We start from the raw sequence: 23550 nt of genomic DNA on the forward strand, positions 1-23550 counted from the left end.
GGCGTTCTCCACGGCTCAAATGCATTTGAAATAGTCGAACGGCTCCAGGCACTCGCGGCAGCGGTAAAGCGCCTTGCAAGCCGTGGAGCCGAACTGGCTGAGCAATTCGGTATGGGCGCTGCCGCACTGCGGGCAGCACACCTGCGGCGCCTCGCCGAGCAGGCTGCGTTTGCTGGTGCTGCCCTGTGGCGGGGCGATGCCGTAGGCGCGCAGGCGCTCGCGGCCCAGTTCGCTGATCCAGTCGGTGCTCCAGGCCGGGGTCAGTCGGCGCTCGAGCAGCGGCGCGGGGAAGCCGGCCTGCTCCAGCGCCTGGCGGATATCCCCTTCGATCACCTCGGTGGCAGGGCAGCCGGAGTAGGTCGGTGTGACGACCAGATGCAGGTGCCCGGCGCGCCAGTCGAGGTCGCGCACGATGCCCAGGTCGACCACGCTGACCACGGGCACTTCCGGGTCCATGACCTGGGCCAGTACCGCCCAGGCCCGGGCCAGGTCATCGCCGCGTGGCGCGCGGGCGCCACGGTCGCCGGCAATCAGCTCACCAGGTTGCATCGGGGTACGCCCTTGGCAGGAACTGCATCTCGGCCAGCAGCAGGCCCAGGTGCTCGGTGTGCAGGCCTTTGCGGCCGTCCAGGTAGAAGTGGCTGGCGGCCTTGGGCAACGGCAGTTCGACCGAAGCGAAGGTCTCGCCAACCTGCTTGAGCCAGGCCGCGCCGACGGCAGCGGGGTCGGCGGCGATACCCGCTTGCGCCAGGTGCACTTCATTGTCGCTACCTGCGGCCAGTTCGACGGTGAAGCGCCACAGTGCCGGGATGGCCGCGAGCATGCGTTGGCGGCTTTCTTCGGTGCCACCGCCCAGGCGTTGCACCCACTCGCTGGAGCGGCGCAGGTGGTAGGTGACTTCCTTCAGGGCCTTGGCGGCGATACCGGCGATACGCTCGTCGTTCGAGCCGGCCAGGCCCTGAAGCACGGCGAAATGCCAGGCGTCATAGAAGAACTGCTTGGTCATGGTCACGGCGAAATCGCCGTTGGGCTGCTCGACCAGCAACAGGTTGCGATAGGCGCGCTCGTCACGGCGGAAGGCCAGGGCGTCGGCGTCACGGCCATCATCGAGCAGCTCGGCGGCGTACTCCAGCCAGTTGCGCGCCTGGCCTACCAGGTCGAGGCCGACGTTCATCAGGGCCAGCTCTTCTTCGATGGCCGGGGCGCGGCCACACCATTCGCAGAGGCGCTGGCCCTGCACCAGGGCACTGTCGCCGAGCAGCAGCAGGTAAGGGACAAGGGTTTCGTTGTGCATGGCCAACCTCACATGTGTCCGACTTCGTCGGGCAGTTCGTAGAAGCTGGCATGGCGGTAGACCTTGTCGTCCGCAGGGGCGAACAGCGGGTCTTTCTCGTCCGGGGAAGAGGCGGTGATCAGTGCCGAGGGCACCACCCACAGGCTCACGCCTTCGCTGCGGCGGGTGTACAGCTCGCGGGCGTTTTCGATGGCCATGGCGGCATCGGCGGCGTGCACGCTGCCAACATGCTTGTGGTTGAGGCCGTGCTTGCTGCGCACGAACACTTCGTAGAGGGTCCAGACAGACATTTTCGATCTCCGCATCAATCGCCGCTCAGGCGGCGTTCTTGTTCTGTTGCTTGCGCGCGTAGGCCACGGCGGCCTCGCGTACCCAGGCGCCGTCCTCGATGGCCTTGCGCCGGGTGGCGACGCGTTCCTGGTTGCACGGGCCATTGCCCTTGATCACTTCGTAGAACTCGTCCCACTGGATTTCGCCGAAGTCGTAGTGACCGCGCTCGGCATTCCACTTCAGTTCGGGGTCGGGGGCGGTGCAGCCGAGCAGTTCGAGCTGCGGCACGGTCTGGTCGATGAAGCGCTGGCGCAGTTCATCGTTGGTCTGGCGCTTGATCTTCCAGGCCATGGACTGGGCGCTGTTGGGGGAGTGCTCGTCGCTAGGGCCGAACATCATCAGTGCCGGCCACCACAGGCGGTTGATCGCGTCCTGGACCATGTCGCGCTGGGCCTGGGTGCCGTGGCGCATCATGGTCAGGAGGATTTCGTAGCCTTGGCGCTGGTGGAAGCTCTCTTCCTTGCAGATACGGATCATCGCGCGCGAATACGGGCCGTAGGAGGTGCGCTGCAGCACCACCTGGTTGACGATGGCGGCGCCGTCCACCAGCCAGCCCACTGCGCCCATGTCGGCCCAGCTGAGGGTGGGGTAGTTGAAGATGCTCGAGTACTTGGCCTTGCCGCTGTGCAGCTTGGCGATTTCCTCATCACGGTCGGCGCCCAGGGTTTCCATGGCGCTGTACAGGTACAGGCCGTGGCCGGCTTCGTCCTGGATCTTGGCCATCAGCTGCAGCTTGCGCTTGAGGCTGGGGGCACGGGTGACCCAGTTGCCTTCGGGCAGCATGCCGACGATTTCCGAGTGGGCGTGCTGGGAGATCTGCCGGATCAGGGTCTGGCGGTAGGCCTCGGGCATCCAGTTCTTGGCTTCGATCTTGATTTCGGCGTCGATCTTTTCCTGGAAGTTGCGCTCCTCGGGCGACATCTCTTCCAGCGACTTGACGCGCTTGACTCCGGTTTCCACTAGCTGTGCGTACATGTGTTCCGACTCCTGCTAAGGCATGAGTCATTTGTAAGCGATACAAAACATAACGTCAAACGGTTTTATGTGTATCGCATGAGATTTGTGTATCACTTTCGCGGGTAAACCCGCTCCCACAGGTCATGTGCAGCCCCCAGGCATCATGCAATTCCTGTAGGAGCGGGTTTACCCGCGAAGAGGCCAGCCGAAAAAAAGCAAAAAAAGCCCCGGACGATGCCGGGGCCGAAAAGGCAGCCGAATGAATCAGCTGGCCAACCGTTTGTCGAACACGTGGCAGGCCTTGCCCTCGGAACGCTTGAGCGTGCCGCAGGGCTGCAGGCGCACCTGGGTGCTGATGCCGATATAGGTCTTGATCTGCTTGGTCAGCTCCCCGGTCAACAGCTTGCGCTGGCCTTCATCGAGGTGCTGACACTCCGCACGCAGTTCCACATGCACCTCGACGCTATCCAGGTTGCCATTGCGATACAGATGAATCTCATAAAGCTCGGAAAGCTGTTTTATTTTTAGCACCTGTTCCTCGATCTGGGTCGGGAACACGTTGACCCCGCGAATGATCAGCATGTCATCGCTGCGGCCGGTGATCTTGCCGATCCGCCGCATTGGCCTGGCGGTACCGGGCAGCAGGCGGGTGAGGTCGCGGGTGCGGTAGCGCACCATGGGCAACGCTTCCTTGCTCAGCGAGGTGAACACCAGTTCGCCCAGTTGGCCGTCCGGCAGCACCGCGCCGGTGACCGGGTCGATGATCTCGGGGTAGAAATGGTCCTCCCAGATGGTCGGGCCATCCTTGGTTTCAAGGCACTCCATCGCCACCCCAGGCCCCATGATTTCCGACAGGCCATAAATGTCGAGGGCATCGATGCCCAGCCTTTGCTCGATCGAGCGGCGCAGCTCGTCGGTCCACGGCTCTGCGCCGAATATGCCCAGGCGCAGCTTGAGGTCTTGCGGGTCGATGCCCTGGCGCTCGATCTCGTCGGCCAGGTTGAGCATGTAGGAGGGGGTGACCATGATGATGTCGGGCTGGAAGTCGCGAATCAGCTGCACCTGCTTCTCGGTCTGGCCACCGGACATGGGGATCACCGTGCAGCCCAGGCGCTCGGCACCGTAATGCGCGCCAAGCCCGCCGGTGAACAGGCCGTAGCCGTAGGAGACATGCACCTTGTCGCCCTTGCGCCCACCCGCGGCACGGATCGAGCGGGCGACCACATTGGCCCAGGTATCGATGTCGTTCTGGGTGTAGCCCACCACCGTCGGCTTGCCGGTGGTGCCACTGGAGGCGTGCAGGCGCACCACCTCTTGCTGGGGCACGGCGAACATGCCGTAGGGGTAGTTGTCGCGCAGGTCGTTCTTGCCGGTGAAGGGGAACTTCGCCAGGTCTTCCAGGCACTTGAGGTCGTCGGGGTGGGCACCGCACTCGGCAAAGCGCTGGCGGTACAGCGGTACGTTGTCGTAGGCGTGCTTCAGGCTCCAGCGCAGGCGCTCCAGCTGGTGCTGGCGCAGGGCGTCGACACTGGCGGTTTCCATCGGGTCCAGCAGGGCACGATCGGCATCATGGTACATGTTCATGGCTTCACTCGAATTGTTCTTGTACGCCGCGCGGTACCGGTTGCAGGCCGCGTGGTGAGTGTCATGGAAGCAGCATATACGGCTGCGTTCGGTTCGGTAACAAGCCGATGGTCTGAACCGCTCAGAGGCGTTCGATGACCATCGCGATGCCTTGGCCAACGCCGATGCACATGGTGCACAGGGCGTAGCGTCCGGCGGTTTCTTCCAGCTCGTGCAACGCGGTGGTGACCAGGCGTGCACCGCTCATGCCCAACGGGTGGCCAAGGGCGATGGCACCGCCGTTGCGGTTGACCCGCGCGTCGTCGTCGGCCAGGCCGAGCTCGCGCAGTACCGCAAGGCCTTGGGCGGCAAAGGCCTCGTTGAGCTCGATGACGTCCATGTCGGCCAGCGACAGCCCGACAAGCTCCAGCACCTTGCGGGTAGCCGGTACCGGGCCGATGCCCATCAGCCGTGGTTCGACCCCGGCCACCGCCATGCCGACGATGCGGCCGCGAGCCTTCAGGCCATGACGGCGGGCGGCGGCGCTGCTGGCGAGCAGCAGGGCGCAGGCACCATCGTTGACCCCGGAGGCATTGCCGGCGGTGACGCTGCCGCCGTCGCGGAACGGGGTACCCAGCCTGGCCAGTTGCTCCAGGGTGGTGTCGCCGCGGGGATGTTCGTCGTGCTCGACCACTTTGGCCGGCCCTTTGCGCTGCGGGATCTCGACCGGCACGATTTCCTGTGCCAGGCGCCCGCGTGCCTGTGCAGCGGCGGCCTTGTGCTGGCTGCGTAGGGCGAAGGCGTCCTGATCGGCGCGAGAAATACCGAACTGCTGCGCAACGTTCTCGGCCGTTTCCGGCATCGAATCGGTGCCGAAGGCCGCCTTCATCAGTGGGTTGACGAAACGCCAGCCGATGGTGGTGTCGAACAGTTCGGCCGCACGGCCGAACGCCTGCTCCGACTTGCCCATGACGAACGGCGCGCGTGACATCGACTCCACGCCGCCGGCCAGCATCAGCCCGGCTTCGCCGCAGCGCAGGGCGCGGGCCGCATTGCCGATGGCGTCCAGGCCGGAGCCACACAGGCGGTTGATGGTGGTGCCCGGCACTTCGATCGGCAGCCCGGCCAGCAAGCTGGCCATGTGCGCGACGTTGCGGTTGTCCTCGCCAGCCTGGTTGGCGCAGCCGAGGATGACGTCGTCGATGGCTTTCCAGTCCAGTTCGGGGTGGCGCTGGATCAGGGCCTTGAGCGGGATGGCGGCCAGGTCATCGGCGCGCACGCCGCTCAAGGCGCCGGCATAACGGCCGATGGGGGTGCGCACGGCGTCGATGATCAAGGCATCGGCCAGGGTGTGTTCAGTCATCTTGCGTCTCCTGCGCCAGCACGGTGCCGCGCACTTTGTAGGATTTGCCATGGAACATCGCCACCAGCTCACCGCGCTGGTTCTCGATGCGGACGTGGTACAGGCCGGTGCGGCCCTTGCGGCTGACCTCGCTGGCGCGAGCGGTAAGCACGTCATCGCGCAGCGCCGGGGCCAGATAGTCGATGCTGCAGCCCAGGGCGACGGTGGCCTGGTCGTGACTGTTGCAGGCGAAGGCAAACGCCGAGTCGGCCAGGGCGAACAGGAAGCCGCCATGGCAGGTGCCATGCCCCTGGATCATGTCGGCGCGTACCGGCATGCGCAGGCATGCCTGGCCCGGGCCGGCTTCCAGCAGGCGGATGCCCAGGCCCTGGGTGGCCTGGTCGCGGGCGTACATGGCCTCGGCACAGGCTTGTGCCAGTTCGACTTCAGTCATGCAGGGTGCCTCCTTTGGCTTCGCAGCGGCGTAACAGCAGGGAAGGGCGGTAGCGGCTCTCGCCGTAGCTGCGCTGCAGGTTGTCGAGCACGCGCAGGGTGTGGGGGATGCCGAGGTTCGCGGCCCAGGCCAGCGGGCCGCAGGGGTAGTTGACGCCGGCGCGCATGGCCAGGTCGATGTCGGCGGCGCTGCCGACACCTTGCAGCACGGCATCGGCGGCCTCGTTGGCCAGCATCACCACGGTACGCAGCACCACCAGGCCGGGCAGGTCGGCGACCGCCGTTACCTTCAGGCCGGCACGCCGCAGCAAGGCCACCGCCTGGTCGCGAGCGTTGTCGCTGGTGTCGGCCGACCAACTGATGGCGAGGCGGGTGGCGGTGCCGTAGTCCAGGGCCAGGTCGAGCAGCACCAGATTGCGCAGGCCGTCTTCCCGGGCGCGCTGGCTGGCCAGGCGGCCATCGGACAACGCCAGGGTGGCATCGCCCACCTGGATCAGGCCGCTGCCGGCGCGTTGGGTCACGGCGACGCCGCTTTGGCGCAGGCGTTCGGCCAGAGGCTGCATCACCCCCAGGTCTCCTTCGACGACGCAAGCATCGACGCTGGCGGGGCTATGCAGTTCGGCTGGCTGCGGGCGTTCGGCGCCTTCGGCATAGCTATAGAAGCCTTGGCCGGTCTTGCGCCCGAGGCGGCCCGCGTCCACCAGTTCTTTTTGCACCAGCGAAGGCTGGAAGCGGAAGTCGCCATAGAACGCATCGAAGACCGAACAGGTAACCGCGTAATTGACATCATGGCCGATCAGGTCGGTGAGTTCGAACGCGCCCATGCGGAAGCCACCGGCATCACGCAGCAGCGCATCGAGGCTGGCGCAATCGGCTGCGCCTTCCTGCAGCAGGCGCAGGCTTTCGGCGTAGAACGGCCGCGCCACGCGGTTGACGATGAAGCCCGGCGTGGAGCGCGTGTGCACCGGCTGCTTGCCCCAGGCCTGGGCGGTGGCATGAATGCACGCGGCAACGGCCGGGGCGGTGGCCAGGCCCGAGACCACTTCGACCAGGGCCATCAGCGGCGCCGGGTTGAAGAAGTGCATGCCAACCACCTGGTGCGGGCGTTGCAGCCCGGCGGCGAGGCTGGTGATGGACAGCGACGAAGTATTGCTGGCGAGGATGCAGTCGGTGGCGCACAAGGCTTCCAGCTGACTGAACAGCGTCTGCTTGACCTGTAGGCTCTCGACGATGGCCTCGATCACCAGGCGAGCATCGGCCAGGGCTTCGAGGGCGTCTACCGGGCACAGCCGGGCGCTTATGGCTTCCCGCTCGGCAGCCTGCAACTTGCCTTTTTCCACCAGGCGGGCAAGTTGCCGGTCTATGCCGGCCACCGCCTGGGCGGCAGCGCCCGGGCGGTTGTCGTAGAGCTTTACCGGGTGGCCGGCCTGGGCCGCAACTTGGGCAATGCCTGCGCCCATGGCACCTGCACCGATCACCGCCACCTGGGCATTGCTTGCGAGTGCGCTCATGATCAACGCCCCTTGAATGCCGGCGTGCGCTTGTTCATGAAGGCACTAACGCCTTCGCGATAGTCCTCGCTGCGCCCGGCCAGGCGCTGCAGGTCGCGCTCCAGCTCCAGCTGTTCATCGAAACCGTTGTCGAAACTGGCGTTCAGGCTGCGCTTGATCAGGGCCAGGCCGTAAGTGGGCTGGGTGGCGAGCTGGCGGGCGAGGGTGAGGGCTTCGTCACGCAGCGCGGCATCGTCCACCACGCGGTGGATCAGCCCCCATTGCTGAGCCTGTTCGGCGCCCAGGCGCTCGCCCAGCATGGCCAGGGCCTTGGCCCGTGCCATGCCGACCAGGCGCGGCAGCAGCCAGGTGCCGCCGGAGTCGGGTACCAGGCCGATCTTGCAGAAGGCCTGGATGAAGCTGGCCGAGCGGGCCGCCAGCACCAGGTCGCAGGCCAGCGGGATGTTGGCACCGGCGCCGGCTGCCACGCCGTTCACCGCACAGATCACCGGCAGCGGCAGGTCGCGCAGGGTGCGCACCAGCGGGTTGTAGAACTTGTCGATCGATTCGCCCAGGTCCGGCATCTCGGCACCCGGGGCGACGTTGCGATCGGACAGGTCCTGGCCGGCGCAGAAACCCCGGCCTTCGGCAGTCAGCAACAACACCCGGGCTTCGCTGCTCTGGCGTACTTGCTTGAGCGCCTCGCGCACTTCCAGGTGCATGGCGGTATTGAAGCTGTTCAGCTGCTCGGGGCGATTCAACGAGAGGAGGGCGACGCCGTCCTCGATGGAAAACAGGATGTGCTGGAAAGTCATGACAGACTCGCTCCGTCAGTCGAGGGAAAGATGATCAGCGGCCCTGGAAGCGGGCCTGGCGTTTTTCCTGGAAGGCACGGATACCTTCGTCGCGGTCGGCGGTGCCGGCCAGCAAGGTGAAGGCATGGCGTTCGAAACGCAGGCCGCTGGCCAGGTCGGTATCGCCGGCCTTGAGCAACGCTTCCTTGGCCAGGCGCACTGCCAGCGGGGCCTTGGCGGCGATGCTGCGGGCGATGTGCAGGGCGCGTTCTACGGTGAGTTCCGGCTGGGTGATTTCGCTGACCAGCCCGGCCTGCAATGCATGAGGGGCGGTGATGGCTTCACCGGTCAGCACCATTTGCATGGCCAGCGGCTTGCCTACTGCCCGCAGCAGGCGTTGGGTGCCACCGGCACCGGGGATGATGCCGAGGTTGATTTCCGGCTGGCCGAAACGGGCGTCGCTGCCGGCGATGACGATGTCGGCACACATCACCAGTTCGCAGCCGCCACCCAGGGCGTAGCCGTTGACGGCGGCGATGAGTGGCTTGGCGAAGGCGGCGATGCTTTGCCAGTGGGCCACCCGGGGGTCGTTGAGGATGCCGACCAGGTCGCGCTCGGCCATCTCGCGGATATCGGCGCCTGCGGCGAATGCCTTGCGGCTGCCGGTGATGACCACCGCGCGGGTCTGTTCGTCTTGCCCGGCCGCTTCCAGCGCAGCGGCCAGCTCTGCCAGTAGCTCGGTGCACAGGGCGTTGAGCGCCTCGGGCCGTTGCAGGGTAATGAGCTGGACGCCGTGTTCAGGCGCCTGCACATCGAGATATCGCGGCATGTCGGGTTCCTCTGGCTGCACGCACGGCACATCGTGGGGCCGGCATTTCTTGGAATTGTTTGCAGGGGCGTGATGCGGGGGTCACGTCCAGGTGGAACCAGTATATGCATTACGCGATACAATAATGCAACATTCAAAATTGTTTCATGTATCTCTTTTTGCAGGGGTGACACCTGCCTCAGCAAAGGGTTTTATGATGTTGAATCGCTTCATCATATTTTAATCAACGAATTACGCTGATTTTAATGGAGCGCGATGACCCCAGCAAAAGCGATACACGACCATGGCGATTGACGCATCACAAGATTGTGATACAAGATCAAGGCGCATTTGAAATCATTTCAGGAGCTTTGCCATGCCTTGCTATCGACTGGACGGCCTGACGCCCGTGGTTCATCCGACAGCCTACGTGCACCCCAGCGCCGTGCTGATTGGTGATGTCATCGTCGGCCCTCGTTGCTACGTCGGCCCACTGGCGTCACTAAGGGGGGATTTCGGCCGTATCGTGCTGGAGGAGGGTGCCAACCTGCAGGACACCTGCGTGATGCATGGTTTTCCGGGCGGCGATACGGTGGTCGAACGCAACGGGCATGTCGGGCATGGCGCCGTGCTGCACGGCTGCCGCGTCGGTGAAGACGCCTTGATCGGCATGAACGCGGTGGTGATGGATGGCGCCCATGTGGCACCGCGCTGCATCGTCGCGGCCACGGCATTCGTCAAGGCGGGTTTCGAATGTGCGGCACAAAGCCTGGTGATGGGCTCGCCAGCTCAGGTCAAGCGCCCACTGACCGAACAGGAACTGGTCTGGAAGCAACGCGGCACGGCGGAGTACCAGCACCTGGCGCAACGCTGCATGAACAGCATGGTCGAATGCTCGCCACTGACCGAGGTCGAGCCCGAGCGCCCACGCATGGAAGACACCGGCGTCAGGCCCAAAGGCCAGGCATCGGCATGAGCCTGGCAGCGTCACGCAATGGTCAGGCGGCCTGCCGCGCAGGTATAGTCGGTGCTTTAACCGCGCACAGTTCGCCCATGAGCAATCTCGCCCCACTGAACAACCTGATCACCCGCTTCCAGGAACAGACGCCGATCCGCGCCAGTTCCCTGATCATCACTTTGTACGGCGACGCCATCGAGCCCCACGGCGGAACCGTCTGGCTGGGTAGCCTGATCAACCTGCTGGAACCGATCGGCATCAACGAGCGCCTGATCCGCACATCGATCTTCCGCCTTACCAAGGAAGGCTGGCTCACTGCCGAAAAGGTTGGCCGCCGCAGCTACTACAGCCTGACAGGTACCGGCCGCCGGCGTTTCGAGAAGGCCTTCAAGCGGGTCTACAGCCCCAGCCAGCCAGCCTGGGACGGTGCCTGGACACTGGTTTTGCTCTCGCAACTGGAGGCCGGCAAGCGCAAGGCTTTGCGGGAAGAGTTGGAGTGGCAGGGCTTCGGGACCATTGCGCCGAACCTGCTGGGCTGCCCACGGGCAGACCGCGCCGACCTGGCCGCCACCTTGCGTGACCTGGAGGCGAGCGACGACAGCATCGTCTTCGAAACCCACACCCAGGAAGTGCTGGCATCCAAGGCCATGCGTGCCCAGGTGCGGGAAAGCTGGCGCATCGACGAACTGGGGCAGCAGTACAGCGAGTTCATCCAGCTGTTCAGGCCGCTGTGGCAAGGTTTGAAAGAGCAGCAACAGCTCGATGCGCAGGATTGTTTCCTGGCACGTACGCTGCTGATTCACGAATACCGCCGGCTGCTGCTGCGCGACCCGCAACTGCCGGACGAGCTGCTGCCTGGGGATTGGGAGGGAAGGGCCGCGCGACAGTTGTGCCGTAACCTCTATCGGCTGGTGTTTGCCAAGGCGGAAGAATGGCTGAATGCAGCGCTGGAGACGGCTGATGGGCCGTTGCCGGATGTGAATGAAGGCTTTTACAGGCGTTTTGGCGGGCTTGTTTGAGGATTGGGTGCAGAGGCGGGTTCTATATAACTACGCTAAATGAGTATTTAGTGTAGTTATACCTTATTTGCATATACAGCATGGCAAATGGGGGGTATGCCTGGCCCTCAGGTATCGCGCGGTCCTCATGTATTTTTTGTCGCTTGTATTGGTCACATCGCTTGCAGGCCAGCACCCACAGGGATGGTTCGTGGTTTGAGGTCTGCGTGAGATGTAAACAACTGTCTTCCCAATCCTGCTGGCCCTTGTAGGAGCGGCCTTGCGTCGCGATGGGCTGCGCAGCACCCCAAGGTTTCAAAGCAAACGCATGAATTGCTGGGGCTGCCTTGCAGCCCATCGCGACACAAGGCCGCTCCTACAATTGACCGCGTTAACCGATCGACCGGGAGTTGGGTTGCCGGCGATGGGCAGCGTGGCAACCTCGATGGCGCTGGCTGACAGGTGCTAGTCGTCAGTGTGGTCATGCATGCGCCGGATTTGTCTTGGTAAACAAGGTCGAGGGTGACCGTACCAGGTTTCTTTCAAGCACTCAGGGTACAGGTGCAAATGGCTGGCCTGATGTCCAAGTCGCGGTAGCCAGCAGTCAAAAGGCAAGGCTAACGCATCCAGCACCAAAGTCGGCGAAGCGGGCGATGGATCAGGACGGATTATCTAGACCAGGGAGCTTTCCCTGGTCCCAAAGTGCCTCACTCGTGGTCCGGTGACCAAATATAGACTAGCGCATAATGAGTATTATGTTAAATGACGTATTTGGAAGTGCCCGTCCGTATTCTGTCCCCATTCGTCTATCAAGCCCCCACGCTTCCACAAGCTCGCAAAACCACGCCGCCATGATCTCACTGGCTTGAGACATCTCATTTTGTACAGAGCCTAGAACTCCACCTTACCCCGACCCGCCTTGACAGTGCTGCGCCTGGCTTTTCCTTCGAGACGACGGGTCTTCGAGCCGAGGGTTGGCTTGGTGGGACGGCGTTTCTTCTCGGTCTTGCCGGCATTGATGATCAACTCGGCAAGTCGCGCCAGTGCGTCAGCACGGTTCTGCTCTTGTGTGCGGTATTGTTGTGCCTTGATGATCAACACGCCGTCGCCGGTAATGCGACTGTCACGCAGCGCCAACAGCCGCTCCTTGTAAAACTCGGGCAGCGACGAGGCGGGAATGTCGAAGCGCAGGTGCACGGCGCTGGACACCTTGTTGACATTCTGCCCACCTGCGCCTTGCGCGCGGATGTATGTCAGTTCGATGTCGGCATCTGGCAGATGCACGTTATTAGAGATGGTCAGCATGGCATGGCCCTTGTGATTCCCTCCATTATCCAGGCTCGCCAAGCAATCCGGGAAGTCTGCTCGATCCGAGAGACCGAAGCTCAAAGATGGCCATTTGATGGTATTCTGGCCGCTAATACAATCTGGCACCGCTGGTCAGACTCACGTCCGGGTGCCTAGCCGCCTTACCCAATGGATCGAACATGCTTAGAGTGGTTGGTGAAGAGATAGACATCCGTTCCGCGATCAACAGATTCAATTCCTCTTACCATGAAGACTTTTCTCGGGTGAGGAAAATTTCAGCAGCCTACCTGACTGCTCTCACGACGCAAAACGCCACAGCGCTGGCCGACGCGCTTCGAAGTGCTTTGATGAACTGGGGCGCAGGCGCGAGAAAGGCCCCGATGCTGCACCTGCCTTCTCAAGCCGCAGCAAGGCTTTGCGACCCGAACCTACACGCCAAGCTTGTCCGTTTTGACAGTCACCAACTGCGTGGATTCGCGCTGTCATCCGCAGATAAACGGATCTTCACCACCGAGGGGCTTTATCCGTCAGCGGCTCATTTTGATGCAGATCTGCTCGGGGTCTTGAAGATGCTGGCCGAGGCTCTGTTCGTTAATAACACCAATGTCACTTACCCCATGAAAGCATTACTGCTGATAACGGGATTCATGCCTGCATTGGATAGCCAGGTAAGAAAAGGATTGCAGCACGCGGGTTTTCAAGGATTCAGCAGTTCTCGCTACCTGCTCCCCAGCGACACCCAAAAAGCTGCCGGACAAAAGCTCTGCAGGCTGCCTTTCTCGCTTGGTCAATGCTGGGAGCAAAACAAGGAGCTACTGACTGAAGCCGTTTTGAAGAGCGATCACCCTGCCCTTCAATTCGAGCCTGGTCGGGTCTTCGACATCCTGCTCTTCATGCAGCAAGATCCGAACCGGAAGCTCATCGCCGTTTGAGCGTATGCCTACATCCGGGGCGGACGTAAGACATACACTGATGTGAAGGCGGCCGCGTTTCGCGTACCGCCGCGGGTGGAATGAAGTCAGCACATCATACCCAGTTCGGCATCGTCCATAAGCGCCTTGGCCAACGCGCTCAGGTAATGCGCAGCCCAGATCATCATCGGCTTTTCATCCATCAACCCGACAATCGTCAGTTCCCGCACGTACCCCATCAATTCCGAAGACTGCTCCCGAGCGCTCTTGCATTGCTTATTACCTTTATGAGTGCGCCACCTGACTGCTGTCAAACAGAAGGGTGGCAGCTGTACGTAGGTTGACAGACCGGCGGAATAAGCAAGTTCCGGCGCACGCAAGCGTGCCCCACGCACAGCCACCATAAAGGGAAAGCCGAATGCTTAAACCGTTACGGCCTGTCAAAGCCGTGTCACTGATGAGCAGCGACAGGCCCAGACTAGAGCCGTGCCAGAGCACCCGCAACGGAAAATAGGCGGCAACAGTATCTTTGGGAAATGCCCTACAAGAAAGCGAAAAAATCTGATTTTTCGAGGCTAGTTGTAATCAATGAACTATGAACGATTCACCATCACATCAGGCAATAGAATTCCGTAACCTCTGCCACAATCTCTCCCTTCGCATCATAAAGCCTCGCCTCTGGCGTCATGGCCATGGAGCGGGCCTCGAGCACGTAGCGCTGCCCAGCCTTGAAATGCTCGTAGTCGATGGTCAGGTAGCATTGCCTTACCGTGGTACCTCCCATCAGGCTGATGCCACCGCCACCATTTACTTCGTAGTCGAACCTGACGACCAATTCATGGCTGCCGGGGCTGACCTCAAAGAAGCGCCCATCACGCAGGCGTTGTTTATCCAGGCGTTCGGCCAACAGCACACGGTCATTCGGGAATGGCGTCGAGAGATCGACCCAAGCCATCTGTGGGTTGGCAGTTGGCATCGGCGCCTGGCAACCCGCAAATGCAGCGATCGCCAACAACAGTGTCAACTTGCGCATTATTAGTTTCCCAAAGGCTCTCGGCTCAACAGACAGGATAACGCCGACAAGTGTTGAGTGTGCATGAAGGGACGACCGAAGCCCCCTCCTTCGCCTTCATGCTGATACTTGGTTCACGCAGCCCCTTCTCGTATGATCGCTGCAATCTGATCTGGAACGGATTTCGTGAAGTCGTTACCTGGAAATGCCCCAACTGCCCCGGCTACCCCCAAGGACGTGAAATGGAACGTGGGCGAGGCTGCCAACCAGCTCTCCTGGGACGACCTGCGGATCATCAAAACGCTCAGTGAGTGTGGCAATCGCGCTGCCACAGCCAAGAAGCTCGGCATCAACGTGTCCACCGTCTCCCGCAGGGTCTCCCAGGTTGAAAAAACACTTGGCGTAGCCTTGTTCGATCACCGCAAATCGGGCTATCTGCTCACCATCGAGGGCGCGGAATTGCGTGCCCTCGCCGAGCGCGTGGAGCTGGACATCGTCAGCGTGACGCGACGCGTTTCGCGCGCCGGCCAGGGGCCACTCGGAAAGCTTCGTATCACTACCAGCGACTCACTGCTGCTTTACTTCCTCACCCCCATCATCGCGGACTTCAAGGCCCTCAATGAAGGCATCACGATTGAGGTGCTGGTGGGCAACGAATCACTGAGCCTTGCGCGAGACGAATCGGATATAGCGGTTCGGGCGACCAGGAAACCCGCCGAAAGCCTGGTGGGCCGCAAACTGGCCACAATCGCCTGGGCTCCCTACGGCAGCAGCAACCACACATTGCCTACTCCTCTGTTCACTGAAGGCCAGGCATGGGTTTCCTATTCCGCAGCGCTACGCGGCCTCAAGGCAACGAGCTATGTCGAAGACAGGGTCGCTGCCGAGTGCATCTCGTACCGCACTGATTCGGTTGCTGCGGCAAGTGCTGCAATCGCGGCAGGCCTGGGAGTGGGTTTTTTGCCCTGCATGTTGGGTGATATCACGCCTGGGCTTGAACGCGTCGGCCCGGTGGTGCCGGAGCTGCAGGATGAGCTGTGGCTGCTGACGCACCAGGACATCCGTAAATCGTGGCGGGTCAAAGCATTCATGACGTTCTGTGCAGCTGCCGTTGCCAACCAGAAGCCGTTGATCGAGGGCCAACTGGTACTCCCGGTCACGTAGAGCGAAACCGGGAGTGCGGGTCACTCTGCGTGTGAGCCAAGTACCGCTTTGCAGGCGATTTCGATCAGCTGTGGGCGCTGGGCAAGCCTCGATACGCCGATGATGTTGCTGGCGCATTGAGGCCGTTCCGTGCCGTAGGCGGCCTTGCGCACCTTGCCGACCACGGCAAAGGCCGCGTCCATGTCCAGTACGTAGAGCGTCTCTTCCACGACATCTTCAAGCGTCGCTCCGTATAGCGCGAGCAGCTTGGCAATATTGTCGTAGGCGGCGCGCATCTGATCCCCCATCGAAGAGAAATCACAGGGCCTGCCGTCACGATCCAAGGGTGCCGGCGCGACCAGGTTCCCTTCTTCGTCATGATTGAACTGGCCCGATACGTAGATCTCACCCCCTACCCGCCGTGCCTGCGGATACCCGTAAGAACTCTCCCACGGGACGCCCCAATAGGCGGTTTGTTTGTTGAGTGGTTGTGAAGCTGCCATCGCTTTCTCCTGGCGTAAACCGGATCAGGTAGACCCGCGTTTGCGTGCGAATACTAGCAACAGGATGAACAAACGAAGGGCGCATTAATGCGCCTTTGAGAGCGCAAAAGTGCGCCACCGCTTCGCTCTGCGATTGGCTATCTTGTTCTCGGACTCAAGCAACGGGCATCACTGAGGACGTCATCCAGTGCCTCAGCACAGCCTGCAGAAAGCAGGCGCCGTGACTTGTGCGATGACCATCATCCAGCTGACAGGGAACACAAATGAACAATCCGAAAACTGAAGTACTGACCCCATTCAACAGCCAGCTGATCTTCATCGATCAGCAGCCACAGATGGCCTTCGGCGTCCAGAGCATCGACCGCCAGACGCTGAAGAACAACACCGTGGGCCTGGCCAAGGCAGCCAGGATTTTCAATGTGCCCACCACCATCACGACGGTCGAGACTGAAAGCTTCTCTGGGCACACCTACCCCGAGCTGCTCGCCGTCTTCCCCGACGCTCCGCTGCTGGAGCGAACCTCCATGAACTCCTGGGATGACCAGAAGGTGCGTGACGCGCTGAAGAAAAACGGGCGCAACAAGATCATCGTTTCCGGCCTGTGGACGGAGGTGTGCAACACCACCTTCGCGCTGTCGGCGATGAACGATGCCGGCTATGAAATCTACATGGTTGCCGACGCCTCCGGTGGCACCACCAAGGAAGCCCACGACTACGCCATGCAGCGCATGATTCAGGCAGGCGTGGTTCCGGTGACCTGGCAACAAGTGCTGCTGGAGTGGCAGCGCGACTGGAAAAACCGCGATACCTACGATGCCGTCATGGCACTGGTGAAAGAACACTCCGGCGCCTACGGCATGGGTGTCGACTATGCCTACACCATGGTGCACAAAGCACCAGAGCGCGTTCAGCACGGCCCAACCCTGGCCCCGGTTGCTGCCGCTGTCTGACCATTGCCAGCCCCTGCATCCAGGGGCTGTTCATTGACCCGCTGATGGGTACGCCGGCTGGCTGAGCCAGGCCATCGAATCGAGCGTTATCGTCTGTAGCCCGCCCGAGGCTGCAGTGGCCTGCTCTGCCCACTCGATACGTGCGTGCCCACTTCATTGATTAATGGATTTGTATGAACAGCGATCACTGCACTGTGCTGGCGACTGTCGCACTGAAAACGACCGGGCTCCTCAAGCCCTGGCAGGTCACGACTGCCAAGAGGTTGATGCTGGAGAACCTGGACACTGGCATAACTGTTACGGAACTCGCCCAAGCCTGCTCGCTGTCGCGTAGCCATTTCACACGAATGTTCAGGGATACCATGCACGTGCCCCCGCAGCAGTGGATGCGTGAACAACGGTTGCGCAAAAGCAAGGAACTACTGGGGGGCTCGGGAATGATGCTCGCTGAGATCGCACTGGAGTGCGGTTTCTGCGATCAGTCCCACTTTTGTCGCACATTCGTGAAGGCCGAGGGGATGTCGCCGCAGGCCTGGCAGCGACAAGCGTCCATTCAAACTGAGCCTTTGCTCAATCAAGGAGCACATCTGTACTCTTCCGACGCTACGGCACCAATCTACCTCTGAATAAATGCTGAGTATCACGAGCGGTTCAAGGTACCGCGCTAGCTTTGTCAGGCATCGACAGCCTGCTGCAGCCCTCCTCCCAGCGGCAATTCGTACGATTTCTTTACCGTGCGCACCACCAACGTCGAGGAATAAGTGCGAATCGGAATATCTCGGTAGGTGTCGAGAAACCGGTAGATATAGTCGGTGTACTCGGTGGCATCGCGAAACTTGGCAACCATCACGAAGTCGAACTCGCCCGTCATCAGGTAGCAGTCCTGAATCTCCGGGTGGCTGGCCAGGATGTGCTGCATCTTGCGGTCGATGTCGTTGCTGTCGCGGTCCAGCTTCACCAAAAAGAAGGCAGTCACCTGAATGCCAAGCTTGCGCTCGTCCAGTATCGCGACCTTGGCCTTGATGATGCCTGCGCTCTCCAGGCGCCTGATACGCCGGTAGCAACTGGTGGAAGACAGCCCAACGCTGTCGCTGAGCAACTCCAGATTCTGGCTGCAATCCTTTTGCAGCTTTCCCAGAATCTTCAGATCCATGGCGTCTGTCATTTTTCACGTGTCTTCCCTGAAAAACTGCAATGAATCCGCCGCAAGGACGCGCCAATTTGCACGATTCCCTGCGCGCCAGCTCTTTACCATCAACTGAGCTTAGCAGCCCGGCCGAATATGGCCTGCGGGGCGCATGAGAGGGACCTTATGATCATCGCGAAACCGACATGGACCGCGGACATCCACGGCCTTTTTACCGCTCCCTACTGGATTCCTGCTGCGCAGCGCGCGGCCGTGGCAGCCTCCTGGACCGGGTGCATGAACGCCTATTTCGTCTACCTGGACGACCCGGACTCGGTCAAAACCTGGTCAGAAACCATCTACCAGCACCTGGCCTCGCGCAACATGCCGCTGACCCTCGACCAGCAACAGTTCTGGCCGATCGATGCGCTGGAAACCTTCAGGTTGTGGGTCAACCAGGGCTGGCGCCTGAACGCCGATTCTCCCTTCGACCTGGCCGAACGCATCCCACCACCGGACCTGCCCCAATCGGTCAGGCGGGTGAGAAAGGACATCCGCGCCCTGACCCTTGAGGAACTGAACCTGTACCGCGCCCGCCTGGACGATGTAATGCAGGTGGGCGACCCCGACAGTGGTTCGCCCTGGCAACGTTACGCCTACATCCACACCAACTGGTGCCTGCATTATCAGGAGGCGTTTGCCCTCTGGCACCGGGCCTACCTGTTGTATCTGGAACAACTGATCGACTGTGCCATTCCCTATTGGGACTGGATGGCCGAAGACGCCAGCGTCGACGGCAGCCCACAGGCCGGCCTGCCCCAGGCTTTTCTCGATGAAACCTATGTGCACCCGCACACCGGCGAAACCCGGCCCAACCCCTTGCGCTACGCGGCCGCCAAGGATGGTTGTTCGAAAGTGTGCGCCAGCGGTGCGGTCAAAGGGGTGGACTGCCGGTATGTGCAGCGCGACCGGTTGTTCTACACCCACGGTGACGACTCGCGTTCGGAGCGCACCCGTTTGTTCGGCATGAGCCGGATTTTCCAGCAACAGGTGGTAGATGCCCTGAAGTTCACCACCTTCAGCCAACCACAGGGTGTGCCCGGTTATCCGTGGGCCAACATCCCGGTGTTCGACCCGCCCCAGAAGGACAGCCTGTACCCCAATCGTGCCCTCAACTTCGACGGCCTGTACGAGCAACCCCACGACAACTATCACGGCTGGATCGGCGGCGACATGGCCGACAACGCCTACACCGCCTTCGACCCGGTGTTCTGCTCCTACCACGCCAACATCGACCGCATGCTCGAAGTCTGGATCAGAGCCAACCCCGGGGCGCAATTCACCACGCAGTGCCTGCTCCAGCCGTTCTCCGGTCACGATGCCACGCAGCTCACATTCACCAGCGCCGACGCCTGGCGCTACACCACCATCGGCGACATGGCCCAGGACAGCCGGCACATCGGCTACGACTACGGAGTGCCGGTGGCCCCACAGTTCGGTGCGCCCAAGGCGGCCACCGGCGCCTGCTGCAAGCACAGCGCAACAGCCGGGCCTGCCGCGGGCAACGCCGCAGGGCCCGGGCCGTGGGTGGTGTTCGATCATGTGCGCTGCACCCATGACACCTATCTGATCGATGTCTTTCTCGACCAGCCCGACGCTGCCACGCAGCACATCAGCGCCGACAACCCCCATTACGTGGGGCGCTTCAGCCGTATCGGCATGGGGCTGGTGGACGACAAGGGCCGATGCATCACCCACGGCGTGTCCCGCGCACTGAATGCGGCCCGCAACGCCGCTGCGCTGGGCCTTGCCCGCGGCGACGCGGTGCAGTTGTCGCTGGTGGTGACCCACCTCGACAGCGGCCGCGTGCTGACGCCTGACGAATACATGACCTTGCCCGGTTTCATCGCCCAACTGGTGTGGGACGACCCGCGCCAGACCCTCGCCGGCCCGCCCCCGGTCGCCGGCTGCTGCTCTGCTTCCACCTCACGCACATCAGGAGAACCGACATGAGCACGCCCTTCAAGCAGTTCACCTCTCCCGCCGGCCAAGCCCCCAAGGATTACAACAAGCTGGGCCTGGAAGACCAGTTGCCGCAGTTTGAAACCGACTGGAACAACAACCTCACCGGCTGGACCGAATCGTCGATCATCGGCAACCCCTGGTCGGGCCTGAACGACGCCCCCCGCTCGGGTTACTACAACCCGCTGGTGGAAGGTTTCGGCGACGTGACCGCCCCGGCGATCACCTGGGCGCCCTTCCCCAACCGGCTCTGGACGTTCTTCTACAACAACGGTGCGGCGGTCATTCCCCAGCTGGGTGGCAAGGCCATGACCCTGGACCAGGTGATGGAGTTGACCGACCACGGCCAGATCACCCTCGACAACACCCTCTACATGCTCTACGACCCCAACAAACAAGGTACCGTGCTGCAACTGCCGGCCAAGCGCTGCCCGAGCATCGACTGGAACGGCAAGTACACGGCGTTCTCGCCTTCCGGCCCGCGGGGCTGGCTCGACGAGTACTGCGAGTGGTCGATCGTACGCGATGCCAACGGCAACATGCGCAAGATCACCTTCACCTGCGAAAACCCCGCGTACTTCCTGACCATGTGGCGCATCGACCCGAACGCAGTACTGGGCCTGTACCGCGACTACATCGACCCGAACGTGCAACTCGAAGACCTGTACCTGCGCTACACCGTCGACTGCCCGACCGGCAAAGCCGGCGACCCGGTCATCGACCCCACCACCGGCAAGCCGGCCTATGACACCGTCAACAAATGGAACGCCGGAACGGCCTGTGTGCCCGGCCAGTACGGCGGTGCGATGCACCTGACCTCCGGCCCCAATACCCTCAGCGCCGAGGTGTACCTGGCCGCCGCCGCCACCATCCTGCGCCCGGTGAGCAGCAGCCAGAACGCCCAGTCGTTGATCTGCTGCGCGCAGTACGGGCAAAACTATCGCAACTCTGATCCGCACATCGGTTTCATGGCCAATACCACGGCGGTGAACAACCGACTGTCGCTGACCAACCCCATTGGCCTGTACTTGCAGCAGCCCACCGATTTCAGCGCCTGGAAGGGCCCGCAAGGCCAGGACGTGAGCCAGTACTGGCGCATCACGCGTGGTACGGCCAAGTCGGCTGCCAACGGTTCCGACCAGATCCTGCAGGCGGTGTTCGAGGTGCCGGAAAGCGCCGGCTTCTCGATCAATGACATCACCATCAACAACCAGAAGGTCAACTATGTGTGGGTCATCGCCCAACAACTGCTGGTCGGCCTGAGCGTCACCGTCAAGCCGCTCAGCGCCACGCCACAAGCATTCCCATGCGTGCAGGACCGGGTGGCCGGCCTGCAACCCTGGCCAGTGCAACTGCTGCCGCTGGACCTGTTCTACGGGCAATCCCCCACCGACCTGCCCGCCTGGCTTGCACCGGGTAGCAGCAACCAGTTCGTGCTGGTGGTGCAAGGTGCCGACCCGACTACCACGGCGCAGAATGCAAGGGTGCAATTCTCCAACCCCGGGGTGACGGCGCAGGTCACCCAGTACCTGCCCGACGCATCGGCCATTCCTGGCCAGACCAACTCGGGCGGCACCCAGGCCTACATTCTGACCATCACGGTCAGCCCCTCCGCAGCACCCGGCCTGGTGGCAGTGCGTGCCCTCAACCCGGGTGAAGACGTTAACGTGAGCGCGACAGACCACCCTTGGGAGTCTGGCCTGGCACTGGTGCCTGGCGCCTGAGCCACGCCACTTACGCCACTTACGCCCTTCTACCGCCGCACCTTCGGGTGCGGCTTCACAGCTTGCAAGGAGCGCAATGATGTCCAGGTCACGCTTGAGTCTTCTGTCGCTGCTGTGCGGCATTCTACTGTGCCTGTCGACCCCGCTACCCGCCACGGCGGCCACGCTGTCGGACGCCGATACCTGTGTACAGCAGCAATTGGTGTTCAACCCGGCCAGCGGGGGATTCCTGCCGGTCAACAACTTCAATGCCACCAGCCAGGCGTTCATGAACTGCTTTGGCTGGCAGTTGTTCATTGCCTTGAACTGGCCGGTGAACCCCGGTTGGCCAGCCACCGCCAGCCTGGCGGGTGAACCCGACATGCAAAGCACGCTGGCGCAGTTCGGGGTCCCCTCCGCACCGGGTCAACCCATGAGCGTGGCCCCGGTATGGGCCAGCTACAAGGACGCCAACGACATTTTCCTGCCCGGCGCACCCACGCCTACCGGCTGGGGCGTGCAAACCCTGGTGCCTTCCGGCTGCAGCACCCAGGGTAGCCTCGAGGCGCTCAAGGTGGGCGCACGCAAGTTCATGAACGCCACCTCCGAAGGCGCGATCAATGCCTTGCACGGTTTCCACCTGTCGACCGGGACACTTGCGTCCATTCCCGACCCGGTCATGGAGGCGTCCGGCGGCTGGCTGACGGACCAGGCGGGCAAGCTGGTGTTTTTCGAACGCAAGGTGGGCAAGGCCGAGTTCGACTACATCGTCGACAAGGGGCTCTACGATGCTGCCAACCAGTTGAAGGTCGCGCAAAACCTCGACGGCCAGACACCGGAGGGCCTGTCGCTGCCCATCGGCGAACCGATGCGCTCACTGCCGACCTCCCCAGTGCCACAGGAGCAACTGGGCGCGATCGAGCTCAAGGCCGCCTGGCGGGTGCTGACCGGCAAACCCGAGCTGTTCGGGCGCTACCTGACTACCGTCGCCTGGCTCAAACGCCCCGACACGCTGGAGTGCACCCAGGAGGTGGTGGGGCTGGTGGGCCTGCATATCATCAACAAGACCCAGGCTTCGCCCAACTTCATCTGGACCACCTTCGAGCAGGTGGACAACGTGCCCGAACCGGCCCAGGTCCCGCCGCAACAAACCCCGCCGAACGGGTTCGCCTTCAACAACCCTGACTGTGGCGACGGCCCCGAGTGCACACCGAACCAAGCCCGTATCCAGTGCAAGCAAACGCATCCCGACAAGGACTGCACCGATCTCTTCCCACGCGACCAGCCGGTACAGACCACCCGCGTACACCCCGTGCCCGGCGACCTGCAAGCCCTCAACAGCGCGGTACAAGCCAACTTCGCGCAGCACAGCCAAGGCAAGTCGGTGTTTCAGTACTACAAGCTGATCAACGTACTCTGGACCCTCGCCCCCAATCCGCCCAGCCCGGAACCGGGCGCCAACGCGCAAGTGCCGCTGTCGTACGGGCCGTTCATCAGCCAGGGCAACGTGCCGGTGGCCAACACCACCATGGAGACCTACGTGCAGGGTGATGACTGCAATCAGTGCCATCAGTACGCGACGATTGCCGGCAGCCCGTCATTGGCCTCGGATTTCTCTTTCCTGTTCAACAGTGCCGGCTCCGCCAGCAACAAAAGCCTGATCAAAAGCGTCAAAGCCTTCGAAACCCTCAAGGACCGCCCCTGAACCGTAAAAGGGGCGATCACCGATCGCCCCGAACAGGGATTCACAGATGGCGCTGCCCTTCAGGCACCTTCCTGTTCACACACCAAAATCTCGTACCCCTGAAATTCATGCGTTTAGTCAGCTAGCCAGATATTCCTTGCATACCGCGCGAACGGGCCTCGGTCATAACAGTACACACAG

The 23550-nt window shown here is 62.2% G+C and carries 24 protein-coding genes; 9 read left to right on the top strand and 15 right to left on the bottom strand.

The features are described from left to right. Positions 1-15: 15 nt before the first annotated feature. The 10 genes from paaD to paaF all read right to left on the bottom strand — a co-directional run bounded on the left by paaD (position 16) and on the right by paaF (position 9052). Positions 16-549, bottom strand: a complete 534-nt coding sequence (paaD, locus tag RR51_RS10080) for a 1,2-phenylacetyl-CoA epoxidase subunit PaaD (RefSeq protein ID WP_013972616.1) — start codon at positions 547-549, stop codon at positions 16-18. Continuing rightward, entirely contained in the window at positions 536-1294 is a 759-nt protein-coding gene (gene paaC / locus RR51_RS10085; RefSeq protein ID WP_039613395.1) for a 1,2-phenylacetyl-CoA epoxidase subunit PaaC, read from the bottom strand. The genes paaD and paaC overlap by 14 nt, the downstream gene beginning before the upstream one ends. 8 nt (positions 1295-1302) lie before the next feature. Then, positions 1303-1584 carry a 1,2-phenylacetyl-CoA epoxidase subunit PaaB gene (paaB, locus tag RR51_RS10090; RefSeq protein WP_013972614.1) on the bottom strand — a complete coding sequence of 94 codons (282 nt, stop codon included), beginning with the start codon at positions 1582-1584 and terminating at the stop codon, positions 1303-1305. 25 nt (positions 1585-1609) lie between these two features. Further along, entirely contained in the window at positions 1610-2599 is a 990-nt protein-coding gene (gene paaA / locus RR51_RS10095) for a 1,2-phenylacetyl-CoA epoxidase subunit PaaA (RefSeq protein ID WP_015270325.1), read from the bottom strand. 246 nt (positions 2600-2845) lie between these two features. Next, positions 2846-4165: a phenylacetate--CoA ligase PaaK gene (gene paaK, locus RR51_RS10100; RefSeq protein ID WP_039613396.1), complete on the bottom strand. Its 1320-nt coding sequence runs from the start codon at positions 4163-4165 to the stop codon at positions 2846-2848. Between the two features lie 121 nt (positions 4166-4286). Beyond that, positions 4287-5507, bottom strand: a complete 1221-nt coding sequence (pcaF, locus tag RR51_RS10105; protein ID WP_039613397.1) for a 3-oxoadipyl-CoA thiolase — start codon at positions 5505-5507, stop codon at positions 4287-4289. Next, complete coding sequence (gene paaI / locus RR51_RS10110; protein ID WP_013972610.1) at positions 5500-5940, bottom strand: hydroxyphenylacetyl-CoA thioesterase PaaI; 441 nt, start codon at positions 5938-5940, stop codon at positions 5500-5502. The genes pcaF and paaI overlap by 8 nt, the downstream gene beginning before the upstream one ends. After that, complete coding sequence (gene paaH / locus RR51_RS10115) at positions 5933-7450, bottom strand: 3-hydroxyacyl-CoA dehydrogenase PaaH (protein WP_039613398.1); 1518 nt, start codon at positions 7448-7450, stop codon at positions 5933-5935. The genes paaI and paaH overlap by 8 nt, the downstream gene beginning before the upstream one ends. A gap of 2 nt (positions 7451-7452) precedes the next feature. Continuing rightward, positions 7453-8244, bottom strand: a complete 792-nt coding sequence (paaG, locus tag RR51_RS10120; RefSeq protein WP_015270321.1) for a 2-(1,2-epoxy-1,2-dihydrophenyl)acetyl-CoA isomerase PaaG — start codon at positions 8242-8244, stop codon at positions 7453-7455. Positions 8245-8278: 34 nt separating this feature from the next. Further along, positions 8279-9052: a 2,3-dehydroadipyl-CoA hydratase PaaF gene (paaF, locus tag RR51_RS10125; RefSeq protein WP_039613399.1), complete on the bottom strand. Its 774-nt coding sequence runs from the start codon at positions 9050-9052 to the stop codon at positions 8279-8281. 355 nt (positions 9053-9407) lie between these two features. Here paaF and paaY point away from each other — a divergent pair, with 355 nt between their 5' ends. Both paaY and paaX read left to right on the top strand, forming a co-directional pair. After that, positions 9408-10007 (top strand): phenylacetic acid degradation protein PaaY, encoded by a 600-nt coding sequence (gene paaY, locus RR51_RS10130; RefSeq protein ID WP_039613400.1) that lies wholly within the window; start codon positions 9408-9410, stop codon positions 10005-10007. 77 nt (positions 10008-10084) lie between these two features. Next, positions 10085-11008: a phenylacetic acid degradation operon negative regulatory protein PaaX gene (gene paaX, locus RR51_RS10135; RefSeq protein ID WP_177328652.1), complete on the top strand. Its 924-nt coding sequence runs from the start codon at positions 10085-10087 to the stop codon at positions 11006-11008. An 870-nt stretch (positions 11009-11878) separates the two neighbouring features. Here paaX and arfB read toward each other — a convergent pair. After that, positions 11879-12292 (bottom strand): alternative ribosome rescue aminoacyl-tRNA hydrolase ArfB, encoded by a 414-nt coding sequence (arfB, locus tag RR51_RS10140; protein WP_039613402.1) that lies wholly within the window; start codon positions 12290-12292, stop codon positions 11879-11881. Between the two features lie 182 nt (positions 12293-12474). Between arfB and RR51_RS10145 the strand changes: the two genes are divergently transcribed. Further along, positions 12475-13227, top strand: a complete 753-nt coding sequence (locus RR51_RS10145; protein ID WP_039613403.1) for a hypothetical protein — start codon at positions 12475-12477, stop codon at positions 13225-13227. An 86-nt stretch (positions 13228-13313) separates the two neighbouring features. On the opposite strand, the gene RR51_RS10150 is transcribed toward RR51_RS10145, so the two are convergent. Together RR51_RS10150 and RR51_RS10155 are read right to left on the bottom strand one after the other, a co-directional pair. Beyond that, positions 13314-13535, bottom strand: coding sequence for a DUF3077 domain-containing protein (locus RR51_RS10150; protein WP_052261049.1), 222 nt, complete (start codon positions 13533-13535; stop codon positions 13314-13316). Positions 13536-13816: 281 nt separating this feature from the next. After that, the gene (locus RR51_RS10155) at positions 13817-14239 is read right to left on the bottom strand and encodes a PA0061/PA0062 family lipoprotein (RefSeq protein ID WP_039613404.1); all 423 of its coding nucleotides are present in this window, start codon (positions 14237-14239) and stop codon (positions 13817-13819) included. A 165-nt stretch (positions 14240-14404) separates the two neighbouring features. On the opposite strand from RR51_RS10155, the gene RR51_RS10160 reads away from it, so the two are divergent. Continuing rightward, positions 14405-15382 (top strand): LysR family transcriptional regulator, encoded by a 978-nt coding sequence (locus RR51_RS10160; protein ID WP_236693262.1) that lies wholly within the window; start codon positions 14405-14407, stop codon positions 15380-15382. A 20-nt stretch (positions 15383-15402) separates the two neighbouring features. Here the strand turns inward: RR51_RS10160 and RR51_RS10165 are convergent, their stop codons facing one another. Then, a complete protein-coding gene (locus RR51_RS10165) occupies positions 15403-15864 on the bottom strand; it encodes a Rid family hydrolase (RefSeq protein WP_039613405.1) in 462 nt (153 codons plus the stop codon). 263 nt (positions 15865-16127) lie between these two features. Between RR51_RS10165 and RR51_RS10170 the strand changes: the two genes are divergently transcribed. Both RR51_RS10170 and RR51_RS10175 read left to right on the top strand, forming a co-directional pair. Next, positions 16128-16814: a hydrolase gene (locus RR51_RS10170; RefSeq protein WP_013972601.1), complete on the top strand. Its 687-nt coding sequence runs from the start codon at positions 16128-16130 to the stop codon at positions 16812-16814. A 173-nt stretch (positions 16815-16987) separates the two neighbouring features. Further along, a complete protein-coding gene (locus RR51_RS10175; RefSeq protein ID WP_039613406.1) occupies positions 16988-17440 on the top strand; it encodes a helix-turn-helix domain-containing protein in 453 nt (150 codons plus the stop codon). 47 nt (positions 17441-17487) lie between these two features. On the opposite strand, the gene RR51_RS10180 is transcribed toward RR51_RS10175, so the two are convergent. Then, positions 17488-17967, bottom strand: a complete 480-nt coding sequence (locus RR51_RS10180) for an Lrp/AsnC family transcriptional regulator (protein WP_003258733.1) — start codon at positions 17965-17967, stop codon at positions 17488-17490. 159 nt (positions 17968-18126) lie between these two features. Here RR51_RS10180 and RR51_RS10185 point away from each other — a divergent pair, with 159 nt between their 5' ends. From RR51_RS10185 to RR51_RS10195, 3 genes are all read left to right on the top strand, one after another. Next, positions 18127-19953, top strand: a complete 1827-nt coding sequence (locus tag RR51_RS10185; RefSeq protein ID WP_177328653.1) for a tyrosinase family protein — start codon at positions 18127-18129, stop codon at positions 19951-19953. Further along, entirely contained in the window at positions 19950-21686 is a 1737-nt protein-coding gene (locus tag RR51_RS10190; protein ID WP_039613408.1) for a hypothetical protein, read from the top strand. The genes RR51_RS10185 and RR51_RS10190 overlap by 4 nt, the downstream gene beginning before the upstream one ends. A 79-nt stretch (positions 21687-21765) precedes the next feature. Next, a complete protein-coding gene (locus RR51_RS10195; protein WP_039613409.1) occupies positions 21766-23370 on the top strand; it encodes a hypothetical protein in 1605 nt (534 codons plus the stop codon). The last annotated feature ends 180 nt before the right edge of the window (positions 23371-23550 follow it).

Source organism: Pseudomonas sp. C5pp, from assembly GCF_000814065.1.
In the GTDB taxonomy this organism is placed as follows: domain Bacteria; phylum Pseudomonadota; class Gammaproteobacteria; order Pseudomonadales; family Pseudomonadaceae; genus Aquipseudomonas; species Aquipseudomonas asiatica.